We start from the raw sequence: 25,314 nt of genomic DNA on the forward strand, positions 1-25,314 counted from the left end.
CCGGTTCGCCGATCATCCGTTGTGGCGCCGGTCGACAAGTGAGGTCGCCTTCATGAGTACGCAGAGTCCCTCGGCCATCGACGACATCCTGGCCGAGCACTCGGGTCTCGAACGTCAACTGGCCGATCCCGCCCTGCACGACGATCCCGCCGCGGCCCGTCGCGTCGGCAAGCGATTCGCCGAGCTCGCACCGGTCATGGCGACCTACACCCGGTTGAAGGCGGCACGCGAGGATCTGGAGGCCGCACGTGAACTGGCCGCCGATGACGCGTCGTTCGCCGCCGAGATCCCCTCTCTCGAAGAGGCCGTGGAGGAACTCGACGCGACGTTGACCGACCTGCTCGCCCCGCGCGACCCCCACGACGCCGACGACGTGGTCCTGGAGATCAAATCCGGTGCGGGCGGCGAGGAATCGGCACTGTTCGCGGCGGACCTGGCCCGGATGTACCTCAAGTACTGCGAGCGGCACGGTTGGAAGGCGCAGGTGCTCGGCGTGACCGAGTCGGATCTCGGCGGCTACAAAGAGGCCACCTTCTCGATCAAGTCGAAAGAGGCCGTGCGCGACGGGGTCTGGTCGCGACTGAAGTTCGAGGGCGGTGTGCATCGCGTCCAGCGGGTGCCGGTCACCGAGTCGCAGGGCCGCATCCACACGTCGGCGGCCGGGGTGCTGATCTACCCCGAGCCCGAAGAGGTGGCCGAGGTGACGATCGACGAATCGGAACTGCGTATCGACGTCTACCGCTCGTCCGGCAAGGGCGGCCAGGGCGTGAACACCACCGATTCGGCGGTCCGCATCACCCACCTGCCCACCGGAATCGTCGTCACATGCCAGAACGAACGTTCGCAGTTGCAGAACAAGGCGCGCGCGATGCAGGTCCTCGCCGCCCGGCTGCAGTCCGCAGCCGAGGAAGAGGCGGAGGCCGCCGCCGCGCAGGGTCGTGCGGCCCAGATCCGCACCGTGGACCGGTCCGAGCGGATCCGGACCTACAACTTCCCCGAGAACCGCATCACCGATCACCGCATCGGTTACAAGGCCAACAATCTCGACGCGGTGCTCGCCGGTGACATGGACAACCTGCTCGACGCGCTCGTCGCCGCGGACCGGCAGGCCCGCATGGAAGCGGAATAGGAGTCGTGACCGGCAGGCCGACCCCGTTGTCGGACGAACTGCGTGCCGCGACCGCCCGTCTCGCCGCGTCCGGGATCGACTCCGCACGCCGTGACGCCGAATGGCTGATGGCGCACGTGCTCGGGATCGATGCGGGCCGACTGGTGCTGGTGGACACGATCGACGACGCGCCGGCCCGCGCGTTCCGGTCGGCGATCGACCAGCGGTCGCAGCGGATTCCCTTGCAGCACATCATCGGGACCGCCGCCTTCGGCCCCGTCGAGCTGGCCGTCGGCCCCGGGGTGTTCATCCCCCGGCCGGAGACCGAGTACCTCCTCGAATGGGCGGTCGACCGACTCCGCGCCACCCCCGGATCGCATTTCGCGGCTGATTTCTGCAGCGGCAGTGGGGCACTGGCGATCGGCATCGCCGCGATGAGTCCGGCGACCCGGGTCGTGGCGATCGAGGCCGACGAGGATGCGCTGGTGTGGTTGCGTCGCAACGTCGCCGACGCGACACCGGCCGTCGGGTCACGGGTCGACGTCGTCGCCGCGGACGTCACCGATCCGGATCAGGTCGCGGGAGCCATCCCGGCCGGCAGCGTGTCGGTCCTGGTCACGAACCCGCCCTACGTGCCGCTCGACGCCGTGGTCGGACCCGAGGTCGCCCACGACCCGGCTCGCGCGGTCTTCGGCGGCGCGGACGGGATGTCGGTCATCGTGCCGATGGTGCCGGTCATCGCCCGCACGCTGACGCCGGGTGGCGTCGTCGGGATCGAACACGACGACACGACCGCCGACGCCGTCGTGTCGTGCCTGCACGCGCACGGCGACTTCGAGGAAGTCACCCGGCACACGGATCTCACGGGCCGGCCGAGGTTCGTGATGGCGCGCCGACGGCAGGCCGGGTCCGTCGGACGCGGCATGGCAGGATGATCGCGTGAGCACTGTTTTCGACTGCAACGATCCACAGAACCGCTCGTCGGGGATTCGGGCGGCGGTCGGGGCGGCGAAGGCCGGACGGCTGATCGTGATGCCCACCGACACGCTCTACGGAGTCGGTTGCGACGCCTTCGATTCCGACGCCGTCGGTGCGCTCCTCGCAGCCAAGCACCGGGGACGCGACATGCCCGTGCCGGTCCTGGTCGGTTCCTGGCACTCGATCGACGGCCTGGTCCTGTCCGTCCCGCAGCCCGCACGCGACCTGATCGAGGCCTTCTGGCCGGGCGGCCTGAGTCTGGTTGTCCGACAAGCACCCTCGCTGGCGTGGGACCTCGGCGACACCGACGGCACCGTCATGCTGCGGATGCCGCTGCACCCGGTCGCGATCGACGTGCTGCGCGAGGTGGGGCCGATGGCGGTCTCGAGCGCAAACGTCTCGGGACGTCCGCCGGCGACCACCGCCGACGAGGCGCGCGAACAACTCGGCGACGAGATCGCCGTGTATCTCGACGGTGGGCCGGCACCGGCCGCGCAGGCGTCGACGATCGTCGATGTCTCCGGGCCGAGTCCGCGCATCCTGCGCGAGGGCGCGGTCCCGACGGACGCCGTCGCCGACGTACTCGACACGGACCCGGCCGCACTGCTCGCGGAGCGATGAGCCCCGACGCGCCGAGGTCCGGACCACCCGGCGTCGAGGCGGGCGGCGCACCGACCGGCGACGCCGCGGTCGACGCCCTGGTGAGCCGCGAGGTCGGACGGCGCCGCGACACCGTGCAGCTGCTCGCCAGCGAGACCGATCCGACTCCCGGCGTGCGGGCCGCGATGGCGTCGGTCTTCGACGCGAAGTATGCGGAGGGGTATCCCGGGGCGCGCTACCACGGCGGTTGTGACGTGGCCGACGAGCTCGAGGAGCTCGCCGTCGGCCGGGCCCGTGCGCTGTTCGGCGCCGCGTACGTCAATGTCCAGCCGCTGTCGGGCAGTGCGGCCAACCTCGCCGTCTATGCCGCCTTCGCCCAGCCCGGAGACCCGGTGCTCGCGCTGCGCCTCGAACACGGCGGCCACCAGACGCACGGTTCTCGGGCGAACTTCTCCGGGCGATGGTTCTCGCCGTTGCACTACGAGGTCCGCCGCGACGACGAACTCGTCGACTACGACCAGGTCAGGGATCTCGCGCTGGTGCACCGCCCCCGCATCCTCGTCGCCGGCGCCGCGTCCTACTCGCGGACGTTCGACTTCCCGACCCTGCGCCGGATCGCCGACGAGGCCGAGTGCATCCTCTGGGTCGACGCCGCACATCTCGCCGGGCACATCGCGGCCGGCCTGCTGCCCTCGCCGGTGCCGCACGCCGACATCGTCACCCTGTCCACCAACAAGGTGATCCGCGGTCCGCGAGGCGGGGTCATCCTCGCGCGAGCCGATCACGGCGAGGCCCTGCGCAAGGCGGTCTTCCCGTTCGTGCAGGGCGGTCCCGCGATGCACGCCGTCGCCGCGAAGGCGGTCGCCTGCGCGGAATCCGGTACCGACGAGTTCGCCGGCTACGTCCGTCGTGCGGTGGACAACGCCCGCGGTCTCGCCGCGGAACTGGCGGCTCGGGGCGCCCGGGTGGTGTCCGGCGGCACCGACATCCACCTCGCGGTCGTCGACGTCAGCGGCTTCGGCATCTCCGGGATGGAGGCGCAGCACCGGCTCGGCGCGGCCGGGATCGTCGTCGACAAGGCGGTCCTCCCGTTCGACACCCGCCCCGTCTCCGAGGGTTCGGCGATCCGGATCGGTACGCCGGTGGCCACCGAGCGCGGCATGACCGCCGCGATGCATCCGATCGTCGCCGACGCGATGGCCGCCGCGATGTCGACGCGCGACCGTGAGACACACCAGCGGATCCGTCGCGAGATCGCCGCACTGGCCTACGGGTAGCGTGGTCGCAATGTCGGAGACCCTTGCCCGTCTGACACCGGTGGTGGCGCGATGACCGGTGCCGCACCGGCCTTGCTCGCCGCCGCCGCGGACGGGGGAGGGACGGGCGTTCCTCTGCGCGAGCTCCTGCTCGTGGGGCTCACGGCCGCAGCCATGACCTACCTCCTGACCTCGGCGGTCCGCGTCTTCGCGATCCGCGCCGGCGCGGTCGCCGTGCCGCGGGTCCGCGACGTGCACGTGATCCCGACACCTCGCCTCGGCGGGCTCGGGATGTTCGGTGGGGTGGTCGCCGGCATCGCGCTCGCCGCGAACCTCCCCGCGCTCAACCGCGGCTTCGCCTACACCACGGACATGACGGCGGTGATCGCCGCCGGCACGGTGATCGTCCTCGTCGGCGTCGTCGACGACCGGTGGGGCCTGGACGCGCTGACCAAATTCGTCGGTCAGCTCACCGCCGCCGGCGTCCTGGTGCTGCTCGGCATCAGCTGGCTGCAGCTCTACATCCCGTTCGCCGACATCGGCACGCTGGTGCTCGACCCGCTGCAGGCCGGTCTCCTCACGGTCGCGATCACGGTCGCGACGATCAACGCGATCAACTTCGTCGACGGCCTCGACGGTCTGGCCGCGGGATTGGGACTCATCGCCGCGGCGGCGATCTGCATGTTCTCGCTCGGTCTGCTGCGCGACCAGGGCGGCGACGTCAGCTACTACCCCCCGGCCCTCATCTCGGTGGCACTGGCCGGCGCGTGCCTCGGATTCCTGCCGCACAACTTCTCACCCGCACGGATCTTCATGGGTGACTCGGGTGCGATGCTGATCGGTCTGCTGCTCGCCGCGGCCTCCACGAGCGCCTCGGGCCGTATCGCCGTGAACGCCTACGGACCGGCCGACATCTTCACGCTGCTGTCCCCGCTGATCCTCGTCGCCGCCGTCGTCTTCATCCCGATGCTCGACATGCTGCTGGCGGTGATCCGGCGGACCCGGGCCGGCGTCGGTTTCTACACCCCGGACAAGATGCACCTGCACCACCGCCTGCTCGAACTCGGGCACTCGCAGCGCCGGGTCGCGCTGATCATCTATCTGTGGGTCGGGGTGCTCGCGTTCTCGGCGGCGGCCAGCACGCTGTTCCCGCTGTCGGTGGTCGCCCCGGCCTTCGGCGCGGGCCTCGTCGTCGCGATGCTGGTGACGATGGCGCCGCGCCTGCATCGACGCCTCGCCGAACTGCGAACGTCGACGAAGGCGTACCGCTGACCGGCGTCTGCGACCCTGTCATTTCCGTGAGGGCGATACCTCGGCCTAAGGTAAGGAAACCGTAAATTATCGTGTACTATCGCCCGTAGTAGTCAACATGTGCGCAGACCCGGACACAAAGCCCCGGTTCTGTCTCACACGACGCAATACCCCCCGGTGAGACACCAAGAACGGTGTTGGTAGGGTCACAACGAAACGCGAGCTGACGCCCAGCGGCCATGTGTTGCTGCACGTACGCGGGTGATCCGTGCCATCGGTATGGAGTAGGAGAGCTGAGGAGGGACATGACCGCATCTGCCCCTGATTCGGCCCCCGTCTATCCCCAGGCGCCGACCGGACTCCGCCGCCCCGCGCTCATCGCGGGCGGGTTCATCGTGGTCGTGGCCGCCGTCTCGCTCGCCGTCGGACATCCGCTCTTCGCGGCGTTCTTCCTTCTCGGTGTCGCCGGGATCTTCGTCAACGCGATCCTCGTCCGACGTGCCGTCGACGTCGTGGTCGCCGACGAGAACCCGCGCAAGACCGCCCTTGCACTCAACTCCGCCATGCGACTCGGTGCCATCACGGCGCTCGCGCTGCTGGCGGCTTTCCTGGTCCAACCCGACGGGTTGGGCGCGATGTTCGGACTCGCCATCGGCCAAGTGGTCTTGGTGCTGAACACGGTCATTCCGGTGATGAAAGGACTTCGTAGCCAACCATGACGACCGCCTTCAACCTTGCCGCAGAGGATGGCGAACCGGCCATCCAGGTGGGTCACTACACCAAATTCGAGCTGTTCGGACTGACCTTCAACCTGGAGACCATCATCGCGACGGCGCTGGCCGCGGCGATCATGCTCGCGCTGGCGTTCTACCTGAAGTCGAAGGTCACCTCGACCGGCGTGCCGTCGGGTGTGCAGCTGTTCTGGGAGGCCATCACCATCCAGATGCGTGGGCAGGTCGAGAGTGCCATCGGCATGAAGATCGCCCCCTACGTTCTCCCGCTCGCGGTCTCGCTCTTCACCTTCATCCTGATCTCCAACTGGCTGTCCATCCTGCCGGTCCAGGTCGGTCACCACGAGATCCTCAAGCCGCCGGCCGCGGACGTGAACTTCGCCTACGCCCTCGCGCTCTTCGTCTTCGTCTGGTACCAGATCGCCGGCTTCCGGAAGCGCGGCCTGCTGGGTCACCCGAAGCGGATCATCAAGGGCCACGTCGCATTCCTCGCGCCGATCAACGTCATCGAGGAGTTCACCAAGCCGATCTCGCTCTCGCTGCGACTCTTCGGCAACGTCTTCGCCGGCAGCATGATGGTCGCCCTGATCGCACTCTTCCCGCCGTACATCATGTGGGCGCCCAACGCGATCTGGAAGTCCTTCGAGCTCTTCGTCGGTCTGATCCAGGCGTTCATCTTCGCGCTGCTGACGATCCTCTACTTCTCGCAGTCGATGGAGACCGAGGATCACTGACCCGCCCGAACCCGGGCACCGCGCGGAGACGGACACGGCCGCGCCCACAACCGAACATGACGACCTGCTCCGGCACCTGTCGGCGCAACTCCAGACCTGACACACCAGATGTCAGCAACGAAAGGGAAATATCACAATGGATCCAATGATTGGCCTCGGCGCACTCATCGGTGGCGGCCTGATCATGGCCGGTGGCGCCGTCGGTGCCGGTATCGGTAACGGTCTGGCCGGTAGCCAGCTGATCGCCGGTATCGCTCGCCAGCCCGAGGCACAGGGTCGCCTGTTCACCCCGTTCTTCATCACCGTCGGTCTGGTCGAGGCGGCCTACTTCATCAACCTGGCCTTCATGGCGCTCTTCGTGTTCGCCACCCCGATCAGCGCCGGCTGATCGTCGCTCTCCCTTTTGTCGCCGAGTAGAAACGACACCTCACCACAATGACGCTTGCTGCAGAGAACTTCCTGCTCCCGAATGGAACGTTCTTCGTTGTCCTGCTCATCTTCGTGATTTTGCTGCTGGTCATCCGCAAGTTCGTGGTTCCGCCGATCCAGCAGGTCCTCGAGGAGCGGGACGCGATGATCCACCGCACCGTGGAGGACAACCGGACCGCCGCCGCCGAATTCGAGGATGCGGACGTCCAGTTCCGTTCACTCCTCAAGGAAGCGCGCGGTGAGGCCACCGCCAAGCGCGACGATGCTCGCGCCCAGGGGCGGGAACAGCTGAACGAGATGAAGCAGCGAGCGACCGCCGAGGCCGACGCCGCCCTGCAGTCGACCAGCTCCGAGCTGGCGACGCAGGGTGAGCAGGCCGCCTCGACGGCTGCAGCTGATGTGGACGCACTCGCCAAGACGCTTGCGGCGCGTGTGCTCGGTGTCGACTCGGCAACTCTTTCCGATACCCGATCGACGAGCGGAGCGGTGAACTGATCATGGCTGCCAACACTGAGACCGAATCCGACCAGGGCCCCATCGGCACCTGGCTGCACGACATCGGTGCTGCGTTCGACCCCGCGATCTTCATCGCTCAGCTCTTCGGCTTCGCGGTCATCCTCTTCCTCCTGTGGAAGTACGTCCGGCCGCCGGTGGCGAAGATGATGCGGGATCGACAGGAGACCGTGCGTCAGCAGCTCGCCGAGAGCGAGGCCGCTGCCAAGCGCGTCGCCGACGGCAAGCAGGCCCGCGAGAAGGCGGTCGCCGAGGCCAAGGCCGAGGCGGAACAGATGCAGAAGGACGCCGCGGCTGACGCCGAGGCGATCACCTCCGACATCCGCGCACAGGCCGACCACGAGGTCAAGCGCATCTCCGAGCACGGCCGCAACCAGGTCGCCCTGGTGCGCGCCAACCTCGTTCGTCAGCTGCGCACCGATCTCGGACTCACCGCGGTCGACAAGGCCGGCGAACTGGTGCGCAACCATCTCGCCGACGACTCGGCCCAGGCGGCGAGCGTCGACCGGGTCATCGACGAACTCGAGGAGATGTCGTCGGGTTCGACGAACGCGGTTCCCTCGAGCGCCTCGCTCGTCGGTCTGCACGCGATGCGTGCCGCCAGCCGCGACGCCGCTCTCGCCGTGTCGGAGCACTTCGATTCGGCGGCAATCGATCTCGACGGTTCGGCACTTGCCGACGCCTCGGGTGACCTCACCGCGGCGATCAACTTCCTCGGCGAGAACCCGGTCCTGCGCAAGCGCCTGGTCGAGGACGACGAGAACCCCGAGGGCAAGAAGGCCATGGTGCACCGTCTGTTCGACGGCAAGCTCGCCCCGGTCGTCGTCGAGGTGCTCGCGACCGCGTCGAGTCAGCGGTGGTCGTCGTCGAGCGACTTCGTCGTCGGTCTGCGTCGTCAGAACTCCCTGATCGTCCTCACCGCCGCCGAACGCGACGGGGTCATCGAGCAGGTCGAGGACGAGCTCTTCCGGGTGAGCCGAGTCCTCGAGGCCAACCCGCAGCTGTCCTCGCTGCTGTCCGACCACGGCAAGGACGCCGACAAGCGCGTCGACCTGCTGAAGAAGCTGGTCGGCGACAAGGTCGGCACCCACACCTGGACGCTGCTGTCCTCGACCGTGCGCCTGCTGCACGGCCAGGCCGCCGACGTCGCGGTCGATCAGCTCGCCGAGCTGGCCGCCGCCCGTCGCGGCGAGTCGGTCGCCCACGTGGTGTCCGCCTCTCCGCTGTCCGATGCCCAGATCGATCGACTGTCGGGCGTGCTCGGCGGAATCTACGGTCGGACCATCTCGGTGCAGACCGAGATCGCCCCGGAACTGCTCGGCGGTCTCCGGATCAGTGTCGGCGACGAGGTCATCGACGCCGATGTCGCGACACGGCTGGCCAAGGCCGCCGAGACGCTGCCGCGCTGACGACCACCCCGACACACCCGAACCCACGAAGCCCAGAGCTCAGAGCCTTCGAGACTCAGAGCCACATCAAGGAAAGACGAGAACCCATGGCGGAGTTGACGATCTCACCAGACGAGATCAAGGGAGCGATCGAGCAGTACGTCTCGTCGTTCGAAGCCGAAGCGTCGCGTGACGAGGTCGGCATCATCACCGATACCTCGGACGGCATCGCCCACGTCAGCGGCCTTCCGAGCGCAATGGCCAACGAGCTCCTCGAGTTCCCCGGCGGCGTCCTCGGCGTCGCACTGAACCTCGACGAGGACGAGATCGGCGCCGTGATCCTGGGTGACTACGAGTCCCTGGAAGAAGGCCAGCAGGTCAGCCGCACCGGCGACGTGCTCTCCGTCCCCGTCGGTGATGCGTTCCTGGGACGCGTCATCAACCCGCTGGGTGCCCCGATCGACGGCCAGGGCGACATCGAGGCCGACGAGCAGCGCGTCCTCGAGTTGCAGGCCGCCACCGTGCTCGAGCGCCAGCCGGTCGAGGAGTCCCTCGCCACCGGCATCAAGGCCATCGACGCCATGACCGCCATCGGCCGCGGACAGCGTCAGCTCGTCATCGGCGACCGCAAGACCGGCAAGACCGCGGTCTGCATCGACGCCATCCTGAACCAGAAGGCCAACTGGGAGACCGGCGACCCCACCAAGCAGGTTCGCTGCATCTACGTCGCGATCGGTCAGAAGGGTTCGACCATCGCCGGCGTCAAGTCCGCCCTCGAAGAGGCGGGCGCGATGGAGTACACCACCATCGTCGCGGCTCCCGCCTCGGACTCGGCCGGCTTCAAGTGGCTGGCCCCGTACACCGGCTCGGCCATCGGCCAGCACTGGATGTACCAGGGCAAGCACGTCCTCATCGTGTTCGACGACCTGACCAAGCAGGCCGAGGCCTACCGCGCCATCTCGCTGCTGCTGCGTCGTCCGCCGGGCCGCGAGGCATACCCCGGTGACGTCTTCTACTTGCACTCCCGTCTGCTGGAGCGTTGCGCGAAGCTGTCCGACGAGCTCGGCGGCGGCTCGATGACCGGTCTGCCGATCATCGAGACCAAGGCCAACGACGTCTCGGCGTTCATCCCGACCAACGTCATCTCGATCACCGACGGCCAGGTCTTCCTGGAGTCGGACCTCTTCAACAAGGGTGTTCGACCGGCCATCAACGTCGGTACCTCGGTGTCGCGCGTCGGTGGCGCCGCCCAGACCAAGGGCCTCAAGAAGGTCTCGGGATCGCTGCGTCTGGAGCTGGCCCAGTTCCGTGAGCTGGAGGCCTTCTCGGCCTTCGCCTCCGACCTCGACGACGCCTCGAAGGCACAGCTCGAGCGCGGTGCCCGCTGGGTCGAGATGCTGAAGCAGGACCAGTACAGCCCCTTCTCGGTCGAGGATCAGATCGTCTCGATCTACCTCTGCGGTGAGGGCCACTACGACTCGGTCCCGGTCGACGACGTGCGCAACTTCGAGACCCAGCTGCTGAGCCACCTGCACCACAACGCGACCGGTGTCTACGACTCGATCGCCGGCGGCAAGGTGCTCAGCGACGACCAGGCCGAGGCCCTGATCGCCGAGACCAACAAGTTCAAGAACGGCTACCTCACCCACGACGGCCGTCGCGTCGTCAACGAGGCCGAGGCCGAGGCGATGGATGCCGACAACGTCGAGAACGAAGAGATCAAGATCCGCAAGTGATCTCAGACGTCAACGGACATCGCGAAAAGGAAGGGGTGAGGGCTCATGGCCAGCATTCGTGAGCTGCGCTCACGCATCCGGTCGGTCCAGTCGACCAAGAAGATCACCAAGGCTCAGGAACTGATCGCGACCTCGCGTATCACCAAGGCCCAGGGACGGGTGGCGGCGGCCAAGCCGTACTCGCAGGAGATGACCGCCGTGCTCTCGGAGCTGGCGAGCAACTCGGGATCGCTGGACAACCCGCTGCTCAACGAGCGGGAGAACCCGAAGCGCGCGGCGATCCTGGTCGTGACCAGCGACCGCGGTATGTGCGGTGGTTACAACGCGAACGTGCTCAAGGCGACCCGCGAACTCATCGCGCTCCTGCGCGACGAAGGCAAGGAAGCGGTCCTGTTCGTCATGGGTCGCAAGGGTGTCGGGTTCTTCAGCTTCCGGGGTCTGGAGATCTCGGACTCGTGGACGGGCTTCTCGGAGTCACCGCAGTACTCGGACGCGGCGACGGCGACCAGCTTCCTGGTGGACCTCTTCCAGGCAGGATCGGGCACCGAGGTCGAGCGCCCAGAAGGAGACGGCACCCTCGAGGGTGTCGACGAGCTGCACCTGGTCTACACGCGGTTCCAGTCGATGCTGGCGCAGGTGCCCGAGGTCCGGCGGATCGCCCCGCTGGTCGTGTCGCACGACGAGGATTCGTCCGACGACACGCCGTCGCGCAACTACACCTTCGAACCCGGGGCCGACGCCCTGCTCGACGCGCTGCTGCCGAAGTACGTGGCGACGCGGGTCTACGCGGCGCTGCTGGATTCGTCGGCATCGGAGTCGGCCGCGCGCCGCACCGCGATGAAGGCCGCGACGGACAACGCCGAAGAACTGTCCAAGTCGTTGTCGCGCGAGGCCAACCAGCTCCGCCAGGCCCAGATCACCCAGGAAATCAGCGAGATCGTCGGCGGCTCGAGCGCACTGGCGAACTAGCGTGCGCGCCAGCCGAGTCCGGATCGACGAGAACCCATACTTCGATAAAGAGGAAGTGACCCAAGCACCATGACCGCAGCAGTAGAAACCCCCTCCGCGCAGTCGGCGGGTTCCGCCGACGGGCGGGTCGTCCGCATCATCGGCCCCGTGGTCGACGTCGAGTTCCCGCGGGGCTCGATTCCTGAACTGTTCAACGCCCTGCACGCCGAGGTCGCTCTCTCCTCGGTCGCCAAGACCCTGACCCTCGAGGTCGCGCAGCACCTCGGTGACAACCTGGTGCGCACGATCTCGATGCAGCCGACCGACGGCCTGGTCCGCGGCGCGGCCGTGTCCGACACCGGCAAGTCGATCGTCGTGCCGGTCGGTGATGTCGTCAAGGGCCATGTGTTCAACGCCCTCGGTGACTGCCTCGACAGCCCGGGCCTGGGTCGCGACGGCGAGCAGTGGAGCATCCACCGCAAGCCGCCGGCCTTCGACGAGCTCGAGGGCAAGACCGAGATCCTCGAGACCGGCATCAAGGTCATCGACCTGCTGACCCCGTACGTCAAGGGCGGCAAGATCGGTCTGTTCGGTGGTGCGGGCGTCGGCAAGACCGTCCTCATCCAGGAGATGATCACGCGTATCGCGCGTGAGTTCTCCGGCACCTCGGTGTTCGCCGGCGTCGGTGAGCGCACCCGTGAGGGCACCGACCTCCACCTCGAGATGGAGGAGATGGGCGTTCTCCAGGACACCGCGTTGGTGTTCGGTCAGATGGACGAGCCGCCGGGCACGCGTATGCGCGTGGCGCTGTCGGCGCTGACCATGGCGGAGTACTTCCGCGATGTGAAGCACCAGGACGTGCTGCTCTTCATCGACAACATCTTCCGCTTCACGCAGGCGGGCTCGGAGGTCTCGACCCTCCTCGGCCGTATGCCGTCCGCGGTGGGTTACCAGCCGACCCTGGCCGACGAGATGGGTGAGCTCCAGGAGCGCATCACCTCGACCAAGGGCCGTTCGATCACCTCGCTGCAGGCGATCTACGTCCCCGCCGACGACTACACCGACCCGGCACCGGCCACGACGTTCGCGCACCTCGACGCGACCACCGAGCTCTCGCGTCCGATCTCGCAGCTGGGTATCTACCCCGCCGTGGACCCGCTGACCTCGACCTCGCGCATCCTCGAGGCGTCGATCGTCGGCGACGAGCACTTCCGCGTCGCCAACGAGGTCAAGCGCATCCTGCAGAAGTACAAGGAACTGCAGGACATCATCGCCATCCTCGGTATGGACGAGCTCTCCGAAGAGGACAAGGTCACGGTGCAGCGTGCGCGCCGTATCCAGAAGTTCCTCGGCCAGAACTTCCTCGTCGCCGAGAAGTTCACCGGCCAGAAGGGCTCGGTCGTCCCGCTCGCCGACACCATCGAGGCCTTCGACCGTGTCGCCAAGGGCGAGTTCGACCACCTGCCCGAGCAGGCGTTCAACAGCTGCGGTGGACTCGACGACGTGGAGGCCGCCGCCGCCAAGATCAGCGGAAAGTAGCGGTTCGCCATGGCTGAGAAGTCCTTCCACGTCGAGGTTGTCTCCGCGGATTTGAGCCTGTACTCGGGAGAGGCCACGTTCGTGATCGCGCAGACCACCGTCGGTGAGCTGGGTGTCCTGGCCAACCACGAGCCGCTCCTGGGCCAGCTGGTCCCGGGTGGTTTCGTGGTCATCGTCGAGGAGAGCGGCAACCGTCGTGCGGCAGCGGTCGAGGGCGGGTTCCTCTCCGTCACCGGCGAGGCCGTCACGGTGCTGGCGGAGTCGGCCGACTGGGCCGACGATGTCGACGTCAACGCGGAGAAGACCGCGCTCGACGAGGCGGAGCCGGATTCGCCCGAGTACCACCGTGCTCACGCGCGTCTGACTGCGGCACAACACCTTTCCCGGTAGAGCGAGCCGCGCGAGCGGTTCGGGTCAACGACCGACCTCGGCCGGCCATCGGAATTCTCCGATGGCCGGCCGAGGTCGTTTGGCGTCTCATGTGCACGTTCTGGCATGCTTGTTCCACAGCCCCCTGTCCCGCGCGTATGCAGCCCAAGCCGTCTGGAGCCCTACCGGGTTCGACGCTTCGCCTATCCGCGGTGATTGCACGAAGGAGTAGGTGATGTCGCTGGCGGTCGTGATGCTCAGTGTGCTGCTGGCGGTGGCGCTCCTGTTGTGTGGCTTCCTGGCGCTGCGTCTGGCGCAACTCCGACGCGCGGGTACTCCGGTCCTGCTGCGCACGGTGCCGGCCGGCGTCGACCAGGGATGGCGTCACGGCACCGTGCACTACAGCGACGACTCTCTGCGCTACTACCGGCTCACGTCGCTGAAACCGGGGCCGAACGTGACGTTCGCACGACAGGGCATGGAGATCTCCGGTCGTCGCGCCCCCGAGGGCACCGAGACGGAGATCCTCGACGGCATGCTCATCCTGCAGGTGCAGACCGCCGGCCGCGCCGAGGACGACTACGAACTGGCGATGGGCCCGGGTGCGGTGACCGCGTTCCAGTCCTGGCTCGAATCCCGGCAGTCCGCGAGATCGCAGCGGCGCCGCAGCGCCTAGGATTCCGGCCGCGCCGGGGGACGTTGCCGGTTGCCGCCCGGAACCCACTTGACGTCGCCGGGCGAGTTCGCGCCCTGCTGGTCGCCTCCCGCGGCGGGGCGAGTGCGGTTCGCCACCCGCGACAGGATGAACAGCAGATCCGACAACCGGTTCAGGTATTTCGCGGGCAGCAGGCTGGTGTCGTCGGGGTGGGCGGCGACCGCGGCCCACGCCGAGCGCTCGGCCCGTCTGGTCACCGTTCGTGCCTGATGCAGCAGGGCAGCCAGCGGTGTGCCGCCCGGCAGGATGAACGAGTCCAGTGCGGGCAGATCGGCACCGAAGGAGTCGCACCAGCGCTCGAGGGCATCGATGTAATCCTGCGCGATGCGCAGCGGTGGGTACTCGGGGTCGTCGACGACCGGCGTGGAGAGGTCGGCGCCGGCGTCGAAGAGGTCGTTCTGGACGGTCGTGAGCACTTCCCGGAGGTCGTCGGGGACGTCACCCCCGAGTGCCAGGGCGAGACCGATGACGGCGTTCGCCTCGTCACAGTCGGCGTAGGCGACGACACGCGGATCGGTTTTGGGCACCCGGGAGAAGTCGCTCAGCCCGGTGGAGCCGTCGTCGCCCGTTCGGGTGTAGATCCTCGTCAGGTGTACCGCCATGCGTCGAATGTACTGCGCCGACCCACGGGATCGGACGCACGGTCGGAGGACGTACTGGCCGGTGGGCCGGTGACCCCGGACGGTTAAGGTGGCAGTCGTGAGCGATCGGTTTCTGGTGTCCGGGGGAGCGCGTCTGTCCGGCGAGGTGGCAGTGGGGGGCGCGAAGAACAGCGTCCTGAAACTCATGGCCGCGGCCCTCCTCGCCGAGGGGACGACCGTGCTGACCAACGCACCCGAGATCGCCGATGTCCCGCTGATGGCGGACGTTCTCCGCGGTCTCGGTGCGGTCGTCGACATGGACGGCGAGACGGTCACCATCACGGCGCCGGCGGAGCCGAAGTTCCACGCCGACTTCGCGGCGGTCCGGCAGTTCCGCGCCTCGGTCTGTGTCCTCGGCCCGCTGATGGCGCGTTGTCACCGAGCCGTCGTGGCGCTGCCCGGCGGAGACGCGATCGGGTCGCGGCCGCTCGACATGCACCAGGCGGGTCTGCGTGCCCTCGGCGCCACCAGCTCGATCGAGCACGGCTGCGTGGTGGCCGAGGCCGACACGTTGGTCGGCGCACCGATCGCGCTGGAGTTCCCGTCGGTGGGGGCGACCGAGAACATCCTCATGGCCGCCGTGCTCGCCGAGGGACAGACCACCATCGACAACGCCGCCCGCGAGCCGGAGATCGTCGACCTGTGCGTGATGCTGCAGCAGATGGGCGCACAGATCGACGGCGCCGGCACCTCGACGCTGACCGTCGTCGGTGTGGACCGGCTGCATCCGACGACACACCGGGTGGTCGGAGACCGCATCGTCGGTGCCACCTGGGGGATTGCGGCCGCCATGACGCGCGGTGACGTGACCGTGCGCGGCGTGAAACCCGAGCACCTGCAGCTGGTTCTGAACAAACTGGGCGACACCGGCGCGGTGGTCGACACCTTCGACGACGGCTTCCGGGTCCGGCACGACCGCCGGCCCACCGCCGTCAACGTCTCGACGCTGCCGTTTCCCGGATTCCCCACCGATCTGCAGCCGATGGCGATCGGCCTCGCCGCCATCTCCGACGGCATGTCGGTGATCACGGAGAACGTCTTCGAGGCCCGGTTCCGCTTCGTCGAGGAGATGGTCCGTCTCGGTGCGGATGCGCGGACCGACGGCCACCACGCCGTCATCCGCGGGATCGACCGCCTGTCGAGTGCGCCGGTCTGGTGTTCGGACATCCGGGCGGGCGCCGGCCTCGTGCTGGCCGGGCTCGTCGCCGACGGGGTGACCGAAGTGCACGACGTCGAGCACATCGACCGCGGGTACCCACACTTCGTGGAGATCCTGCGCAGTCTCGGCGGTGAGATCGAGCGCGTGCGCGACTGAACCCTGTCCGATCGGACAGGTACCGGCCCGTCCGGCCGGGTGCACTGTGGTCGAGGACGGGCAGGACCCCTTGTCCCGGTTGTGATCTGGACGACATTCTCGTTGTGACAGACCAACCGTCACAAGGAGTTCACCACCATGGCCATTGAGCTGAACCAGATCTGGGACTTCCCTATCAAGGAGTTCCACCCGTTCCCGAAGGCGAAGCTGGGTGTCGGCGCGCACGACATGCTCGGTGTCGAGGCCAAGGACCTGGGCATGACCCGTGCGCTCCTGATGACGACGGGTCTACGCGGCTCCGGGATCATCGAGGAGCTGATCGGCAAGATCGAGTACCAGGGTGTCGACGTGGTGCTCTACGACCAGGTGGAGTCCAACCCCAAGGACTACAACTGCATGGACGCCGCGGCCCTCTACCAGTCGGAGAAGTGCGACGGCATCATCTCGGTCGGTGGCGGCTCCAGCCACGACGCCGCCAAGGGTGCACGTATGGTCATCGCCCACGACGGCCGCAACATCAACGAGTTCGAGGGCTTCTCCAAGGCCACCAACAAGGAGAATCCGAAGCACATCGCGGTCTCGACGACGGCCGGCACCGGCTCGGAGACCTCCTGGGCCTACGTCATCACCGATACCTCGGACATGAACAAGCCGCACAAATGGGTGGCCTTCGACGACACCTGCCTCGTCGACCTGGCGATGGACGACCCGCTGCTCTACTACACGTGCCCCGAGCACTTCACCGCCTTCTGCGGTTTCGACGTGCTCGCGCACGCGAGCGAGCCCTACGTGTCGCGTCTGGACTTCGCACCCTCGCTGGGCAATGCCAAGTACTCGATCGAGCTGATCCGCGACCATCTGCGCACCGCCGTGTACGACCCGCGAAACCTGGCGGCCCGCACCGGGATGATGTACGCGCAGTACATCTCCGCGCAGGCGTTCAACTCCGGCGGCCTCGGTCTCGTGCACTCGCTGTCGCATGCGGTGAGCGCGTTCTATGACAGCCATCACGGGCTGAACAACGCCATCGCCCTTCCCCGCGTCTGGGAGTACAACCTGCCGTCTCGCTACCAGCGTTACGCCGAGATCGCCGCGCTGCTCGGTGTCGACACATCGAAGATGACGACGGTCCAGGCCGCCGACGCCGCCGTCGAGGAGGCCATCCGCTTGGGCAAAGACCTCGGCATCCCCGACAACTTCGGTCAGCTGTCGACGAGCAGCTACGACAAGAACCGGATGAACACCGGCAAGTACGAGGGCCGCGGCGAGACCATGGACACCTCGGACAAGCAGATCCGCGCCATCGCCGAGCACATGATGGACGACTGGTGCACGCCGGGCAACCCGCGGGAGAGCACCGTCGAGTCGCTGATCCCGATGGTGGCGCACGCCTTCACCGGCAGCTACTGATCCGCCCGCTCGCCCGCCTGATCCGAGATCCTGACTGTTCCGAGAACCGTAGGCCGACAAGGAGTCCGACATCCGATGACGCACGTGTGCGCACCTCGGGAAACCGCCGAGGACATCACCCGGGACATCACCCCGGACAGCCGTTCCTTCCCGTCCGTGGAGGAGCTGACCGAGGCGTTGGGTGAGCAGGGATACCTGATCGGTCCGGAACTCGCGGTCGTCGTCCATCTCGCGACGCTCCTCGACCGGCCCCTCCTGCTGGAGGGGCCGGCCGGGGTCGGCAAGACGGAGCTGGCGAAGGCGTTGGCGGCGGCTTCGGGGCGCGAGCTGGTACGGCTGCAGTGCTACGAGGGTCTCGACGAGTCGCGTGCCCTTTACGAATGGGATTACGCACGACAGCTTCTCCACGTGCAGATGCTGCGCGATCGCATCAGTGCGGAACTCGCCGCCGAGACGACCCTCTCGGCCGCGAGTTCGGCGCTGGCGCGCGCCGAGGTCGGCGTCTACACCGAGGACTTCCTGGTGGCCCGGCCACTGATGGCGGCCATCACGTCGCCCTCGCCGACGGTCCTGCTCGTCGACGAGATCGACCGCACCGACGAGGCGATGGAAGCGGTGATGCTCGAGGTCCTCGCCGAGCGCCAGGTGACGGTCCCCGAACTCGGGACGTTCACGGCGCGGTCGTCGCCATGGGTCATCCTGACCTCCAACGACACTCGTGAACTCTCGCCGGCGCTCAAGCGTCGCTGCCTGCACTTCCAGGTCGACTATCCGGATCCGCAGACCGAGCGGGACATCGTCGCGGTCCGCGCCCCCGACGTCGAGGAGACGATCATCGGCGAGGTGGTCGACCTCGCCCGGCGGCTTCGCGATCTCCCGTTGCGCAAGAGCCCGTCCATCGCGGAGGTGATCGACGCCGCGCGGGCCGCCTCGTACCTCGGAGCACGAGACGGACAGGCGGGCACGCCGATCGACGCCGAGCATCGCAGCGCTCTGCTGGCGCTGCTCGTGAAGTTCGGCGCGGACGGTGAGATCGCCCGGCGCGCACTGACTGCCGAGGCCGACAGCGGTGGGTCGCCGGTGAACGGATCACCGGTCGGCGTCGACGGCACGACGCCCGGCGGGTCGGTGACCGCGCGCGCCTTCGGTGCCGGGCGCGCCCGCAGTGCGGGTGTCCGACCGGGACGATGACGCCGATGACTGCGGCGTCGGCCACCCCGGTACCCGTCGCCGCCGCGAGGCGGGCGGACCCGCTCGACCTGCTCGCGGTCGCGTTCGGAAGGGTCCTGCGGAGCTCCGGGATCGCGGCCTCGCCCGCCGAGGTCATCGAGATCCGGCGGACCCTGTCGATGGTCGGCGCCGCCGAGCCGGCGGTCCTGCGTGCGGCGCTACAGAGCGTGTGCGTCAAATACGGCTACGAGACAGCGGGTTTCGAGCGGGCCTTCGAGCTCTTCTTCCTCGGCGCCGAACCCGATCGGGCCGACGAGGACGACCTTCCCCGGGCCCGCGGCGTCGCGGCCGACCTGCCCGATGACGTGGTCTGGGACGAGGAATTCGAGGGCGCGGCCCGCCAGATCGGCGCCGACGAACACACCGACGAGATCGGCCACCTGATGGCCGACGATCCCGACGCCGCGCACCGGGACGCCGAGAGCGCTCACCGGGAGGAGAACGACTTCAGCGTCTCGGCCGGCGCCGAGCAGCTCGGCGTCGACCCGGACGGCGGCACGACCGGTGGGGGAGTGACCTACACGGTCGAGGTCGACACCGCCGACTCGTCGACCGTCGGCGAACTGACCGGATCGGCGGCCCGGGTCTCGAGCCGGCCGCTCGGGCTGACCGGGGCCCACGCCATCCTCGCCGCACTCGACGCCTACGATCCGCGCAAGGCATACGGCACCGACGGCAACGACGACCTCGGCGATGCCCGGAGGGCCGAACTGGAACGGGCACTGGGTGCTTTCGTCGACGCGCTGGTCGCACGCCTGGACGCCGACGGCGGCGCCGAGGCGGTGTCCGGCGCCGACCGGTCGGCCGAGGGGTATGTCGACCAAGCTGAGATCGATCGCGCCTGCCACCGGCTGATCCAGCGCATGCGCGGCGCCCCGCGCCGGGTGGTCCGCCCGGTCGACCGGGGTGCCCTCGACATCCGGGCGACGATGCGCGCGTCGGTCGCGACCGACGGTGTGCCCGCCGAACTGTGGCGGCGCCGCAGGCGGCCCGGCCCGGTCCGGCTGCTGGTCCTCGTCGACGTGTCGTTGTCGGTCCGGCCGGTCACCGGGTTCATCCTGCGTCTCGCGCAGACTCTGCATCGCTTCGGCGACCGTTGCGAGGTCGTCGCGTTCGTCGATCGCCCGGTGCGCGTCACGACCGCACTGCGGTCCGCGGCGGCCGACTCGGCTCTCGCGGCGGTGCTCGCCGCCGACGGTCTGGATCTCGCCGCGACGAGCGACTACGGGCGCATGTTCGGCGAACTGCTGGGCGGCTGCGGGGACCTGATCAGCAGGCGGACATCGGTGCTCGTCGTCGGGGATGCGCGCAGCAATGGTCTCGATCCGCGTGTCGACCTGGTGGCCGAGGTCGGTCGCCGATCGCACCGAATCGCCTGGATCACACCGGAACCCGAGCGCTACTGGGCGCAATCCGGGTGCGCGATGGCCGACTACGCCGAGCACTGCAGCGGAGTCGTCAGCGTGCGTGACGGCGCCGAGATGCTCGCGCGTTGTGACGAGCTGGGTGCGGCGCTGAGGTGACCTGGGTAGCGTCGGGGTACCGCCGGGGCGAGGTGGTCGGACGGTGCGGTCGGAGTGGATGGAACGGAGGCGGGACGAATGGTGGGTGACGTCCGTCGGCGCGCATCGGGCCAGGTCGCCAAGTTCCACACCCCGGAGATCGTGCTGGGCCCGGGCGCCTTCGGGGAGGTGCCGGTCGCGACGGCGGGACTCGGGATGCGCCGACCGTTCGTGGTCAGCGATCGTTGTCTGGAACGCACCCCCTGGTACGCACAGCTGATGGCCGGGCTGCGTGCCGGCGGCCTCGACGCGGCGTCGTACCTGGATGTCTCGCCCAACCCGCGGTCCGGCGAGGTCGCGGCGGCGTTCCTCGCCTACAAGGCACACGATGCCGACGGCCTCGTCGCCCTGGGCGGCGGTTCGGTGATCGACGCCGCCAAGGGTGTCGCGGTGTTGGCGGCCAACGGCGGTCACATCCTCGAGTACGAGGGAATCGACCGTGCCCGACGACCGCTCCCGCCACTCATCGCGGTGCCGACGACGGCCGGCAGCGGCGCCGACGTCTCCCAGTTCTGCATCATCAACGACGCCGAGCGGCGTACCAAGGTGACCATCATCGGGCGTTCACTCGTGCCGGACGTGACGGTGAGTGACCCGACCCTGCTGATGACCGCGCCCGCCGCGGTCACCGCCCAGGTCGGCATGGATGTACTCACCCACTGCGTCGAGGCCTACGTCTCGCTCGCGCACGGACGACTCACCGATTCGCTTGCGCTGGAATCCATTCGCGGCGTGTGGACGCATCTAGAACGCCTCGTCGACGATCCGCGGGACCGGGTAGCGGCCGAGGAGATGTCGCTCGCGGCACTACGGGCGGGGATGGCGTTCACCAACGCGATTCTCGGCGCCACGCACGCGATGAGTCACCCGGTCGGCGGGCACTGCGACGCCCCGCACGGCGCGATCAACGCCGTCCTGCTGCCGCACGTGATCCGCTACAACGCCCATGTGTGTGCCGACGGCTTCGTCGACCTGGCCGACGCCATCGGGGTCGAGACATCCGGCGACGCCCGGACCGTCGCCGACCGACTGGCCGATGCGATCGCCGCGCTCGGCGCCCGGGTCGGCATGCCGGCGTCGCTCGAACCGCTGGGCGTGCGCAGCGCCGACCTCGACCGCCTCACCGCGCACGCGCTGGCCGATTCGTGCATGACCACCAACCCGCGGCGTCCGCAGGCCGCAGGCATCCGGGACCTCTACGCCGAAGCGCTGTGATGACCGGTCCGTCGCCCGAGCGAAGCGCTCTCCCCGAACAGGCCGACCTCGAGAGCCTGGTCGGACTCCGCAGCGTGAAGGGCAGCCACTACGCGGCGCTGCGCGGGGTCGAGGCGCGGCTGAGTCGGGTGGTCGGTGCGCTGGAGCGGATCTCGCGTGCTCTCGTCCGTACCGCCGAAGGGCCCGAGGCGTTGGTCATCGCGGTCGTCGAGGCGGCGCGGGACCATCTGGGCGCGGACTGGGTCGTCTTCGCGCTCGCGGACGGCCGGCTCGAGCAGTCGGCCCCGCGACACCTGATCAGCGCGAGCGGTGGTCGGCTCTACGCCTTCGAAGGGTCCGAGCGGGCCGCCACACCCGACGACCTGCCCGACGAGGTGCTCAACCGGCTCAACGACATACTCCGCGGACACGAGACCGTCCTGCACGGCGCGATCCTCCAGGAGGACCACGTCCACGTCCCCGTCGAACTCGACGGCAACGTCGTCGGGGGACTGTCGGCCTGGACACCGGTCGGTCGCATGGTCGATCCCACCGATCTCGTCGTGCTGCGCATCCTGGCCAGCCAGGCGATCGTCGCACTGCTCAACGCCGAGCTGTTCTCCGAGACCGACCGCCACGCAATGGAACTCGCCGAGCGCAACACCGAACTGGAACGTACCCAGCGCGAACTGTCGGCGGCGATGCGGGCGACCGTGCTCAACGAGGAGCGCGGACGGATCGCCCGCGAGCTCCACGACTCGGTCACCCAGTCGGTGCTGTCGGCGGGGGTGCAGATCGAACTGTGTCGCGGCCTCGTCGAAGGTCCCGCACTCGATCGCCTGGAGATGGCGGGCCGGCTGACCAAGGAGGCCGTGGAGCAGTTGCGGTCGTTCATCTACGCGCTCAACAACGCCACGAACGCGCCGTCGCCGAGTGTGCGCGACGTCCTGACCGAGCTGTGCTCGTTGCACATGCCGCCGGACCTGCGCACGGCGGTCCACATGCGCGGCCGGGAGCGCGATCTTGCCGATGAGGTCCAGCACGCCCTGCTGCGGATCGCCGGCGAGGCCCTCTTCAACACCGCCGTCCACTCGCGTGCCCACCAGGTCACGGTGACCCTCACCTACGCCACGGACACCGTCGCACTGTCGGTCGACGACGACGGCGTCGGTGATCCCGAACATCTGCGCCGGGTGATGCGCACTGCGTCGCTCGGCGATCTCACGGCCGGACGGCACCGCGGCCTGGCCAACATGTCCTCGCGCGCCGCCGAGCTCGGAGGCGAATTGCGGATCCGCCGGTCGCGTATCGGCGGTATCCGCGTCGCGGTGGTGCTGCCGATCGGCACGGCCGGCACCGCGACGCCCGACGACCCGCTCAGAACGAAGGAGTTCGGTTGAGCGACAACGACATCAGGCGCCCCATCCGGACCCTTCTCGTCGACGACCACGCCCTCCTGCGCCAGGGGATGCGGTCGCTGCTGGAGCGCGAGGACGTCGTGGAGGTGGTCGGCGAGGCGGGATCGGCCGACGCCGCGCTGGCCGAGGTGAACGCCCGACACCCCGATGTCGTCGTGGTCGACCTCAAGCTGTCGGCGGGCACCGAGTACGAGGGGCTGCGGCTCATCGAGCAGATCGCGCAGCGCCACCCGGAGGTCGCCGCGCTGGTGCTGACCACGTTTCTCGACGACGATCTGGTCGTGCGCGCCGTGCGGGCGGGAGCCCGGGGGTACGTGGTCAAAGATGTCGACACGACCGAACTCGTGCGCGCGATCCAGGCGGTGTCCGGCGGCGGCAGCGCATTCGACCCGCGCAGCGCGGCCGTCGTCCTCCGCGCGGTGTCCGGCGAGAACGAGAAGTCCGAGGCACTCAGCGACCGGGAGCGCGAGGTCTTGCGGCTCCTCGCCGACGGGCTGTCGAACAAGCGGATCGGCGAGACGCTCTACATCTCGGAGTCAACCGTGAAGTTCCACATTCGCAACATCATTCGCAAGCTCGGGGTGTCCAAGCGGACCGACGCGGTGTACATCGCCAGCAAACGCGGGCTGATCTGACGCGGTCGCTCGGTACCGCGGCCGGACTCGAGGAATCAGGACCGGGGGGTAAGGACGAGCCATCCGCCGTGATCGACGACGACCTCGGCGCCGGCATGCGGGACGGCTCGAGCCCAGCCGCACAGGTCGTTCTCGGTGAGCCGGACGAGGTGGCCGAAGTGCGGGCTCGGCTCGTCTTCGAACGGCACGCCGATGACCACGCGCTGCCGGGCGACCCGGAGGGCCTCGCCGATCGCGGCGTGCGCCCCCGCGGGATCGAGGTGCTCGAGGAGGTGGATGAGCGTGACGGTGTCGGCCGAGTCGTCGGCGTAGGGGAGAGCGGTCGCGTTCCCGACGGTTGCGACGACGGGCAGTCGGAGTCGGTGAGCGGCGTCGGAGAGCAACGACACCGCTCCGGGCGAGATGTCGCAGGCCGTGACCTGGAGACCGTCCAGGGCGCAGGCGAGAGCGAAGAAGCCGAAGCACGATCCCACCTCGAGGACGGCCCCGCCCGAGACCAGGCTCCGCGCGCGTTTGTGGACGGGAGCGAATGCCGATGCGCCCGTGCGCAGTTCGCGAAGCGAGTTGTCGTAGAAAGCCGCCCACGCGTCGGTGGACCTACTCGCCGAGGTGCGGATGATCCCCATCGCGGCGGATTCGAACTGCGACTGGCCGGCCAACACGCCGGCCTCGACGAGAGCGACGAGTCCGTCGACGACCACGGCGTCGGAGATGCTGCGCTCGTCGAAGGGATGGGCGATGTGCAGGACGCCCGCCTGTCGGCGCCAGGAGAGGAGACCGCAACGCGTGAACCCGTCGGGGACAAGCGCGGACGAGACAACCCGCGGTGGGAGTCCGGGTACCGGCGATGCGCCGATGGGCGCGGTCGTCGGGGTCGTGGCCAGTTCGGTCGCGGTCATGTTTCGACCGTATGAGCGCTCTGACCTGCGCATAACTGACCGACCGGGGGTGATGACCTGTCCGAAAGGACGGTCTGCGACGCACGTCACATCGATGTGATTCACCGAAATCCGCGAGCAGCAGCGGGATTCGACTCCGATGGGAAAGCGATGACCTGCGACGATGGCCGTACTGGCGGGCGGCGAGCAGGCGATTTGACCCCGACGATCCGCTTGCGTAACTTTCTTCAAGTCAGCGAGCCACGGCGCCGCCCCGGAAGGGCCTGAGAGGGTCTGATGGTGGGGAGTGCAGACCGGGTTTCTTGGCTGGCCGCCCCTGAATGTTTTGGCTTGAGTCGTTGTGGCTCGGGTAGAGTGTTGGGGTTGCTGGGTCTTTCAGTGGTTCGGAATTCTTCGGGGTTGCGGGCTGCGAAATGGGTCTGGTAGGCTGGAAGAGTTGCCCCGGAGACGGGGTGGCTGGCAAGGTTGAATACGAAGTCTGCTGGTGAGAGCCCTGATTTGGGGTGGGTAGCTGGTGGGTGTGTGTTCTTTGAGAACTCGATAGTGTGATGATGAATTGTCTGATGCCAATGTGGCATCGTGCATCTTTTGTGGATGTAGATGTTTGTTTTTTTGTGTGGCGCTCGGGCCCCGTCCTGGGTGTCACATTTTGCTAGGTTTATTTTGGTCAGGTTGTGCTTTCCTGATTGTGTTGAAACGCCGGCCCTTGTGGGGT

At 68.3% G+C, this 25,314-nt stretch carries 24 protein-coding genes; 22 read left to right on the forward strand and 2 right to left on the reverse strand.

The genetic code is table 11. From position 1 onward, the window contains the following. The first annotated feature begins 52 nt into the window (after nucleotides 1-52). From prfA to LEL84_RS24655, 15 genes are all read left to right on the forward strand, one after another. Nucleotides 53-1,129: a peptide chain release factor 1 gene (gene prfA, locus LEL84_RS24585; protein ID WP_055474996.1), complete on the forward strand. Its 1,077-nt coding sequence runs from the start codon at nucleotides 53-55 to the stop codon at nucleotides 1,127-1,129. Between the two features lie 5 nt (nucleotides 1,130-1,134). Then, a complete protein-coding gene (locus LEL84_RS24590; RefSeq protein WP_065632842.1) occupies nucleotides 1,135-2,043 on the forward strand; it encodes a N5-glutamine methyltransferase family protein in 909 nt (302 codons plus the stop codon). A gap of 4 nt (nucleotides 2,044-2,047) precedes the next feature. Beyond that, complete coding sequence (locus tag LEL84_RS24595) at nucleotides 2,048-2,707, forward strand: L-threonylcarbamoyladenylate synthase (RefSeq protein WP_065632843.1); 660 nt, start codon at nucleotides 2,048-2,050, stop codon at nucleotides 2,705-2,707. After that, entirely contained in the window at nucleotides 2,704-3,963 is a 1,260-nt protein-coding gene (gene glyA / locus LEL84_RS24600) for a serine hydroxymethyltransferase (RefSeq protein WP_226513008.1), read from the forward strand. Before LEL84_RS24595 ends, glyA begins: the two co-directional genes overlap by 4 nt. Nucleotides 3,964-4,014: 51 nt before the next feature. After that, nucleotides 4,015-5,214: a glycosyltransferase family 4 protein gene (locus LEL84_RS24605; RefSeq protein ID WP_226513009.1), complete on the forward strand. Its 1,200-nt coding sequence runs from the start codon at nucleotides 4,015-4,017 to the stop codon at nucleotides 5,212-5,214. 284 nt (nucleotides 5,215-5,498) lie between these two features. Then, a complete protein-coding gene (locus LEL84_RS24610; protein WP_165630225.1) occupies nucleotides 5,499-5,912 on the forward strand; it encodes a hypothetical protein in 414 nt (137 codons plus the stop codon). Next, on the forward strand, nucleotides 5,909-6,658 hold the full coding sequence (atpB, locus tag LEL84_RS24615) for a F0F1 ATP synthase subunit A (protein ID WP_055474992.1): 750 nt from the start codon (nucleotides 5,909-5,911) through the stop codon (nucleotides 6,656-6,658). Before LEL84_RS24610 ends, atpB begins: the two co-directional genes overlap by 4 nt. Nucleotides 6,659-6,794: 136 nt before the next feature. Then, nucleotides 6,795-7,046: a F0F1 ATP synthase subunit C gene (locus LEL84_RS24620; RefSeq protein ID WP_004021252.1), complete on the forward strand. Its 252-nt coding sequence runs from the start codon at nucleotides 6,795-6,797 to the stop codon at nucleotides 7,044-7,046. Between the two features lie 47 nt (nucleotides 7,047-7,093). After that, entirely contained in the window at nucleotides 7,094-7,582 is a 489-nt protein-coding gene (locus tag LEL84_RS24625) for a F0F1 ATP synthase subunit B (protein WP_055474991.1), read from the forward strand. A 2-nt stretch (nucleotides 7,583-7,584) separates the two neighbouring features. Further along, nucleotides 7,585-9,009, forward strand: a complete 1,425-nt coding sequence (locus LEL84_RS24630) for a F0F1 ATP synthase subunit B/delta (RefSeq protein WP_137810078.1) — start codon at nucleotides 7,585-7,587, stop codon at nucleotides 9,007-9,009. Nucleotides 9,010-9,095: 86 nt separating this feature from the next. Beyond that, a complete protein-coding gene (gene atpA, locus LEL84_RS24635; protein ID WP_055474989.1) occupies nucleotides 9,096-10,724 on the forward strand; it encodes a F0F1 ATP synthase subunit alpha in 1,629 nt (542 codons plus the stop codon). A gap of 45 nt (nucleotides 10,725-10,769) precedes the next feature. Then, on the forward strand, nucleotides 10,770-11,693 hold the full coding sequence (locus LEL84_RS24640; protein ID WP_055474988.1) for a F0F1 ATP synthase subunit gamma: 924 nt from the start codon (nucleotides 10,770-10,772) through the stop codon (nucleotides 11,691-11,693). 69 nt (nucleotides 11,694-11,762) lie between these two features. After that, nucleotides 11,763-13,211: a F0F1 ATP synthase subunit beta gene (gene atpD, locus LEL84_RS24645; protein WP_010842985.1), complete on the forward strand. Its 1,449-nt coding sequence runs from the start codon at nucleotides 11,763-11,765 to the stop codon at nucleotides 13,209-13,211. A 9-nt stretch (nucleotides 13,212-13,220) separates the two neighbouring features. Continuing rightward, complete coding sequence (locus LEL84_RS24650) at nucleotides 13,221-13,601, forward strand: F0F1 ATP synthase subunit epsilon (protein WP_226513010.1); 381 nt, start codon at nucleotides 13,221-13,223, stop codon at nucleotides 13,599-13,601. 214 nt (nucleotides 13,602-13,815) lie between these two features. After that, on the forward strand, nucleotides 13,816-14,256 hold the full coding sequence (locus LEL84_RS24655) for a DUF2550 domain-containing protein (RefSeq protein ID WP_058252759.1): 441 nt from the start codon (nucleotides 13,816-13,818) through the stop codon (nucleotides 14,254-14,256). Here LEL84_RS24655 and LEL84_RS24660 read toward each other — a convergent pair. Continuing rightward, nucleotides 14,253-14,897, reverse strand: coding sequence for a cob(I)yrinic acid a,c-diamide adenosyltransferase (locus LEL84_RS24660; RefSeq protein WP_226513011.1), 645 nt, complete (start codon nucleotides 14,895-14,897; stop codon nucleotides 14,253-14,255). The two genes, LEL84_RS24655 and LEL84_RS24660, sit on opposite strands and share 4 nt — an antisense overlap. A gap of 97 nt (nucleotides 14,898-14,994) precedes the next feature. Here LEL84_RS24660 and murA point away from each other — a divergent pair, with 97 nt between their 5' ends. The 7 genes from murA (at nucleotide 14,995) to LEL84_RS24695 (ending at nucleotide 23,700) form a co-directional block, all read left to right on the forward strand. After that, on the forward strand, nucleotides 14,995-16,251 hold the full coding sequence (gene murA, locus LEL84_RS24665) for a UDP-N-acetylglucosamine 1-carboxyvinyltransferase (protein ID WP_058252773.1): 1,257 nt from the start codon (nucleotides 14,995-14,997) through the stop codon (nucleotides 16,249-16,251). Between the two features lie 138 nt (nucleotides 16,252-16,389). After that, nucleotides 16,390-17,661 carry an NDMA-dependent methanol dehydrogenase gene (gene mdo, locus LEL84_RS24670; RefSeq protein WP_068969908.1) on the forward strand — a complete coding sequence of 424 codons (1,272 nt, stop codon included), beginning with the start codon at nucleotides 16,390-16,392 and terminating at the stop codon, nucleotides 17,659-17,661. Between the two features lie 75 nt (nucleotides 17,662-17,736). Next, nucleotides 17,737-18,852: a MadB family AAA-type ATPase gene (locus LEL84_RS24675; protein ID WP_226513012.1), complete on the forward strand. Its 1,116-nt coding sequence runs from the start codon at nucleotides 17,737-17,739 to the stop codon at nucleotides 18,850-18,852. A gap of 5 nt (nucleotides 18,853-18,857) precedes the next feature. Further along, nucleotides 18,858-20,414, forward strand: a complete 1,557-nt coding sequence (gene madC / locus LEL84_RS24680; protein ID WP_226513013.1) for a MadC family VWA domain-containing protein — start codon at nucleotides 18,858-18,860, stop codon at nucleotides 20,412-20,414. Between the two features lie 78 nt (nucleotides 20,415-20,492). Further along, nucleotides 20,493-21,668: an iron-containing alcohol dehydrogenase gene (locus tag LEL84_RS24685; protein WP_065632850.1), complete on the forward strand. Its 1,176-nt coding sequence runs from the start codon at nucleotides 20,493-20,495 to the stop codon at nucleotides 21,666-21,668. Next, complete coding sequence (locus LEL84_RS24690; RefSeq protein ID WP_226513014.1) at nucleotides 21,668-23,047, forward strand: MadS family sensor histidine kinase; 1,380 nt, start codon at nucleotides 21,668-21,670, stop codon at nucleotides 23,045-23,047. The genes LEL84_RS24685 and LEL84_RS24690 overlap by 1 nt, the downstream gene beginning before the upstream one ends. Then, nucleotides 23,044-23,700: a MadR family response regulator transcription factor gene (locus LEL84_RS24695; protein ID WP_065632852.1), complete on the forward strand. Its 657-nt coding sequence runs from the start codon at nucleotides 23,044-23,046 to the stop codon at nucleotides 23,698-23,700. Before LEL84_RS24690 ends, LEL84_RS24695 begins: the two co-directional genes overlap by 4 nt. A gap of 35 nt (nucleotides 23,701-23,735) precedes the next feature. Here LEL84_RS24695 and mftM read toward each other — a convergent pair whose 3' ends face one another. Continuing rightward, nucleotides 23,736-24,599 (reverse strand): mycofactocin oligosaccharide methyltransferase MftM, encoded by an 864-nt coding sequence (gene mftM, locus LEL84_RS24700; protein ID WP_226513015.1) that lies wholly within the window; start codon nucleotides 24,597-24,599, stop codon nucleotides 23,736-23,738. Nucleotides 24,600-25,314 lie beyond the last annotated feature (715 nt).

This window comes from Gordonia sp. WA4-43, from assembly GCF_020520305.1.
GTDB classification, from domain to species: domain Bacteria; phylum Actinomycetota; class Actinomycetes; order Mycobacteriales; family Mycobacteriaceae; genus Gordonia; species Gordonia hongkongensis.

Coding starts and splice junctions, on each gene's coding strand:
- prfA (WP_055474996.1), top strand. CDS start 53: ATGAGTACGCAGAGTCCCTCGGCCATCGACGACATCCTGGCCGAGCAC.
- glyA (WP_226513008.1), top strand. CDS start 2,704: ATGAGCCCCGACGCGCCGAGGTCCGGACCACCCGGCGTCGAGGCGGGC.
- LEL84_RS24605 (WP_226513009.1), top strand. CDS start 4,015: ATGACCGGTGCCGCACCGGCCTTGCTCGCCGCCGCCGCGGACGGGGGA.
- LEL84_RS24610 (WP_165630225.1), top strand. CDS start 5,499: ATGACCGCATCTGCCCCTGATTCGGCCCCCGTCTATCCCCAGGCGCCG.
- atpB (WP_055474992.1), top strand. CDS start 5,909: ATGACGACCGCCTTCAACCTTGCCGCAGAGGATGGCGAACCGGCCATC.
- LEL84_RS24620 (WP_004021252.1), top strand. CDS start 6,795: ATGGATCCAATGATTGGCCTCGGCGCACTCATCGGTGGCGGCCTGATC.
- LEL84_RS24625 (WP_055474991.1), top strand. CDS start 7,094: ATGACGCTTGCTGCAGAGAACTTCCTGCTCCCGAATGGAACGTTCTTC.
- LEL84_RS24630 (WP_137810078.1), top strand. CDS start 7,585: ATGGCTGCCAACACTGAGACCGAATCCGACCAGGGCCCCATCGGCACC.
- atpA (WP_055474989.1), top strand. CDS start 9,096: ATGGCGGAGTTGACGATCTCACCAGACGAGATCAAGGGAGCGATCGAG.
- LEL84_RS24640 (WP_055474988.1), top strand. CDS start 10,770: ATGGCCAGCATTCGTGAGCTGCGCTCACGCATCCGGTCGGTCCAGTCG.
- atpD (WP_010842985.1), top strand. CDS start 11,763: ATGACCGCAGCAGTAGAAACCCCCTCCGCGCAGTCGGCGGGTTCCGCC.
- LEL84_RS24650 (WP_226513010.1), top strand. CDS start 13,221: ATGGCTGAGAAGTCCTTCCACGTCGAGGTTGTCTCCGCGGATTTGAGC.
- LEL84_RS24655 (WP_058252759.1), top strand. CDS start 13,816: ATGTCGCTGGCGGTCGTGATGCTCAGTGTGCTGCTGGCGGTGGCGCTC.
- LEL84_RS24660 (WP_226513011.1), bottom strand. CDS start 14,897: ATGGCGGTACACCTGACGAGGATCTACACCCGAACGGGCGACGACGGC.
- mdo (WP_068969908.1), top strand. CDS start 16,390: ATGGCCATTGAGCTGAACCAGATCTGGGACTTCCCTATCAAGGAGTTC.
- LEL84_RS24675 (WP_226513012.1), top strand. CDS start 17,737: ATGACGCACGTGTGCGCACCTCGGGAAACCGCCGAGGACATCACCCGG.
- madC (WP_226513013.1), top strand. CDS start 18,858: ATGACTGCGGCGTCGGCCACCCCGGTACCCGTCGCCGCCGCGAGGCGG.
- LEL84_RS24685 (WP_065632850.1), top strand. CDS start 20,493: ATGGTGGGTGACGTCCGTCGGCGCGCATCGGGCCAGGTCGCCAAGTTC.
- LEL84_RS24690 (WP_226513014.1), top strand. CDS start 21,668: ATGACCGGTCCGTCGCCCGAGCGAAGCGCTCTCCCCGAACAGGCCGAC.
- mftM (WP_226513015.1), bottom strand. CDS start 24,599: ATGACCGCGACCGAACTGGCCACGACCCCGACGACCGCGCCCATCGGC.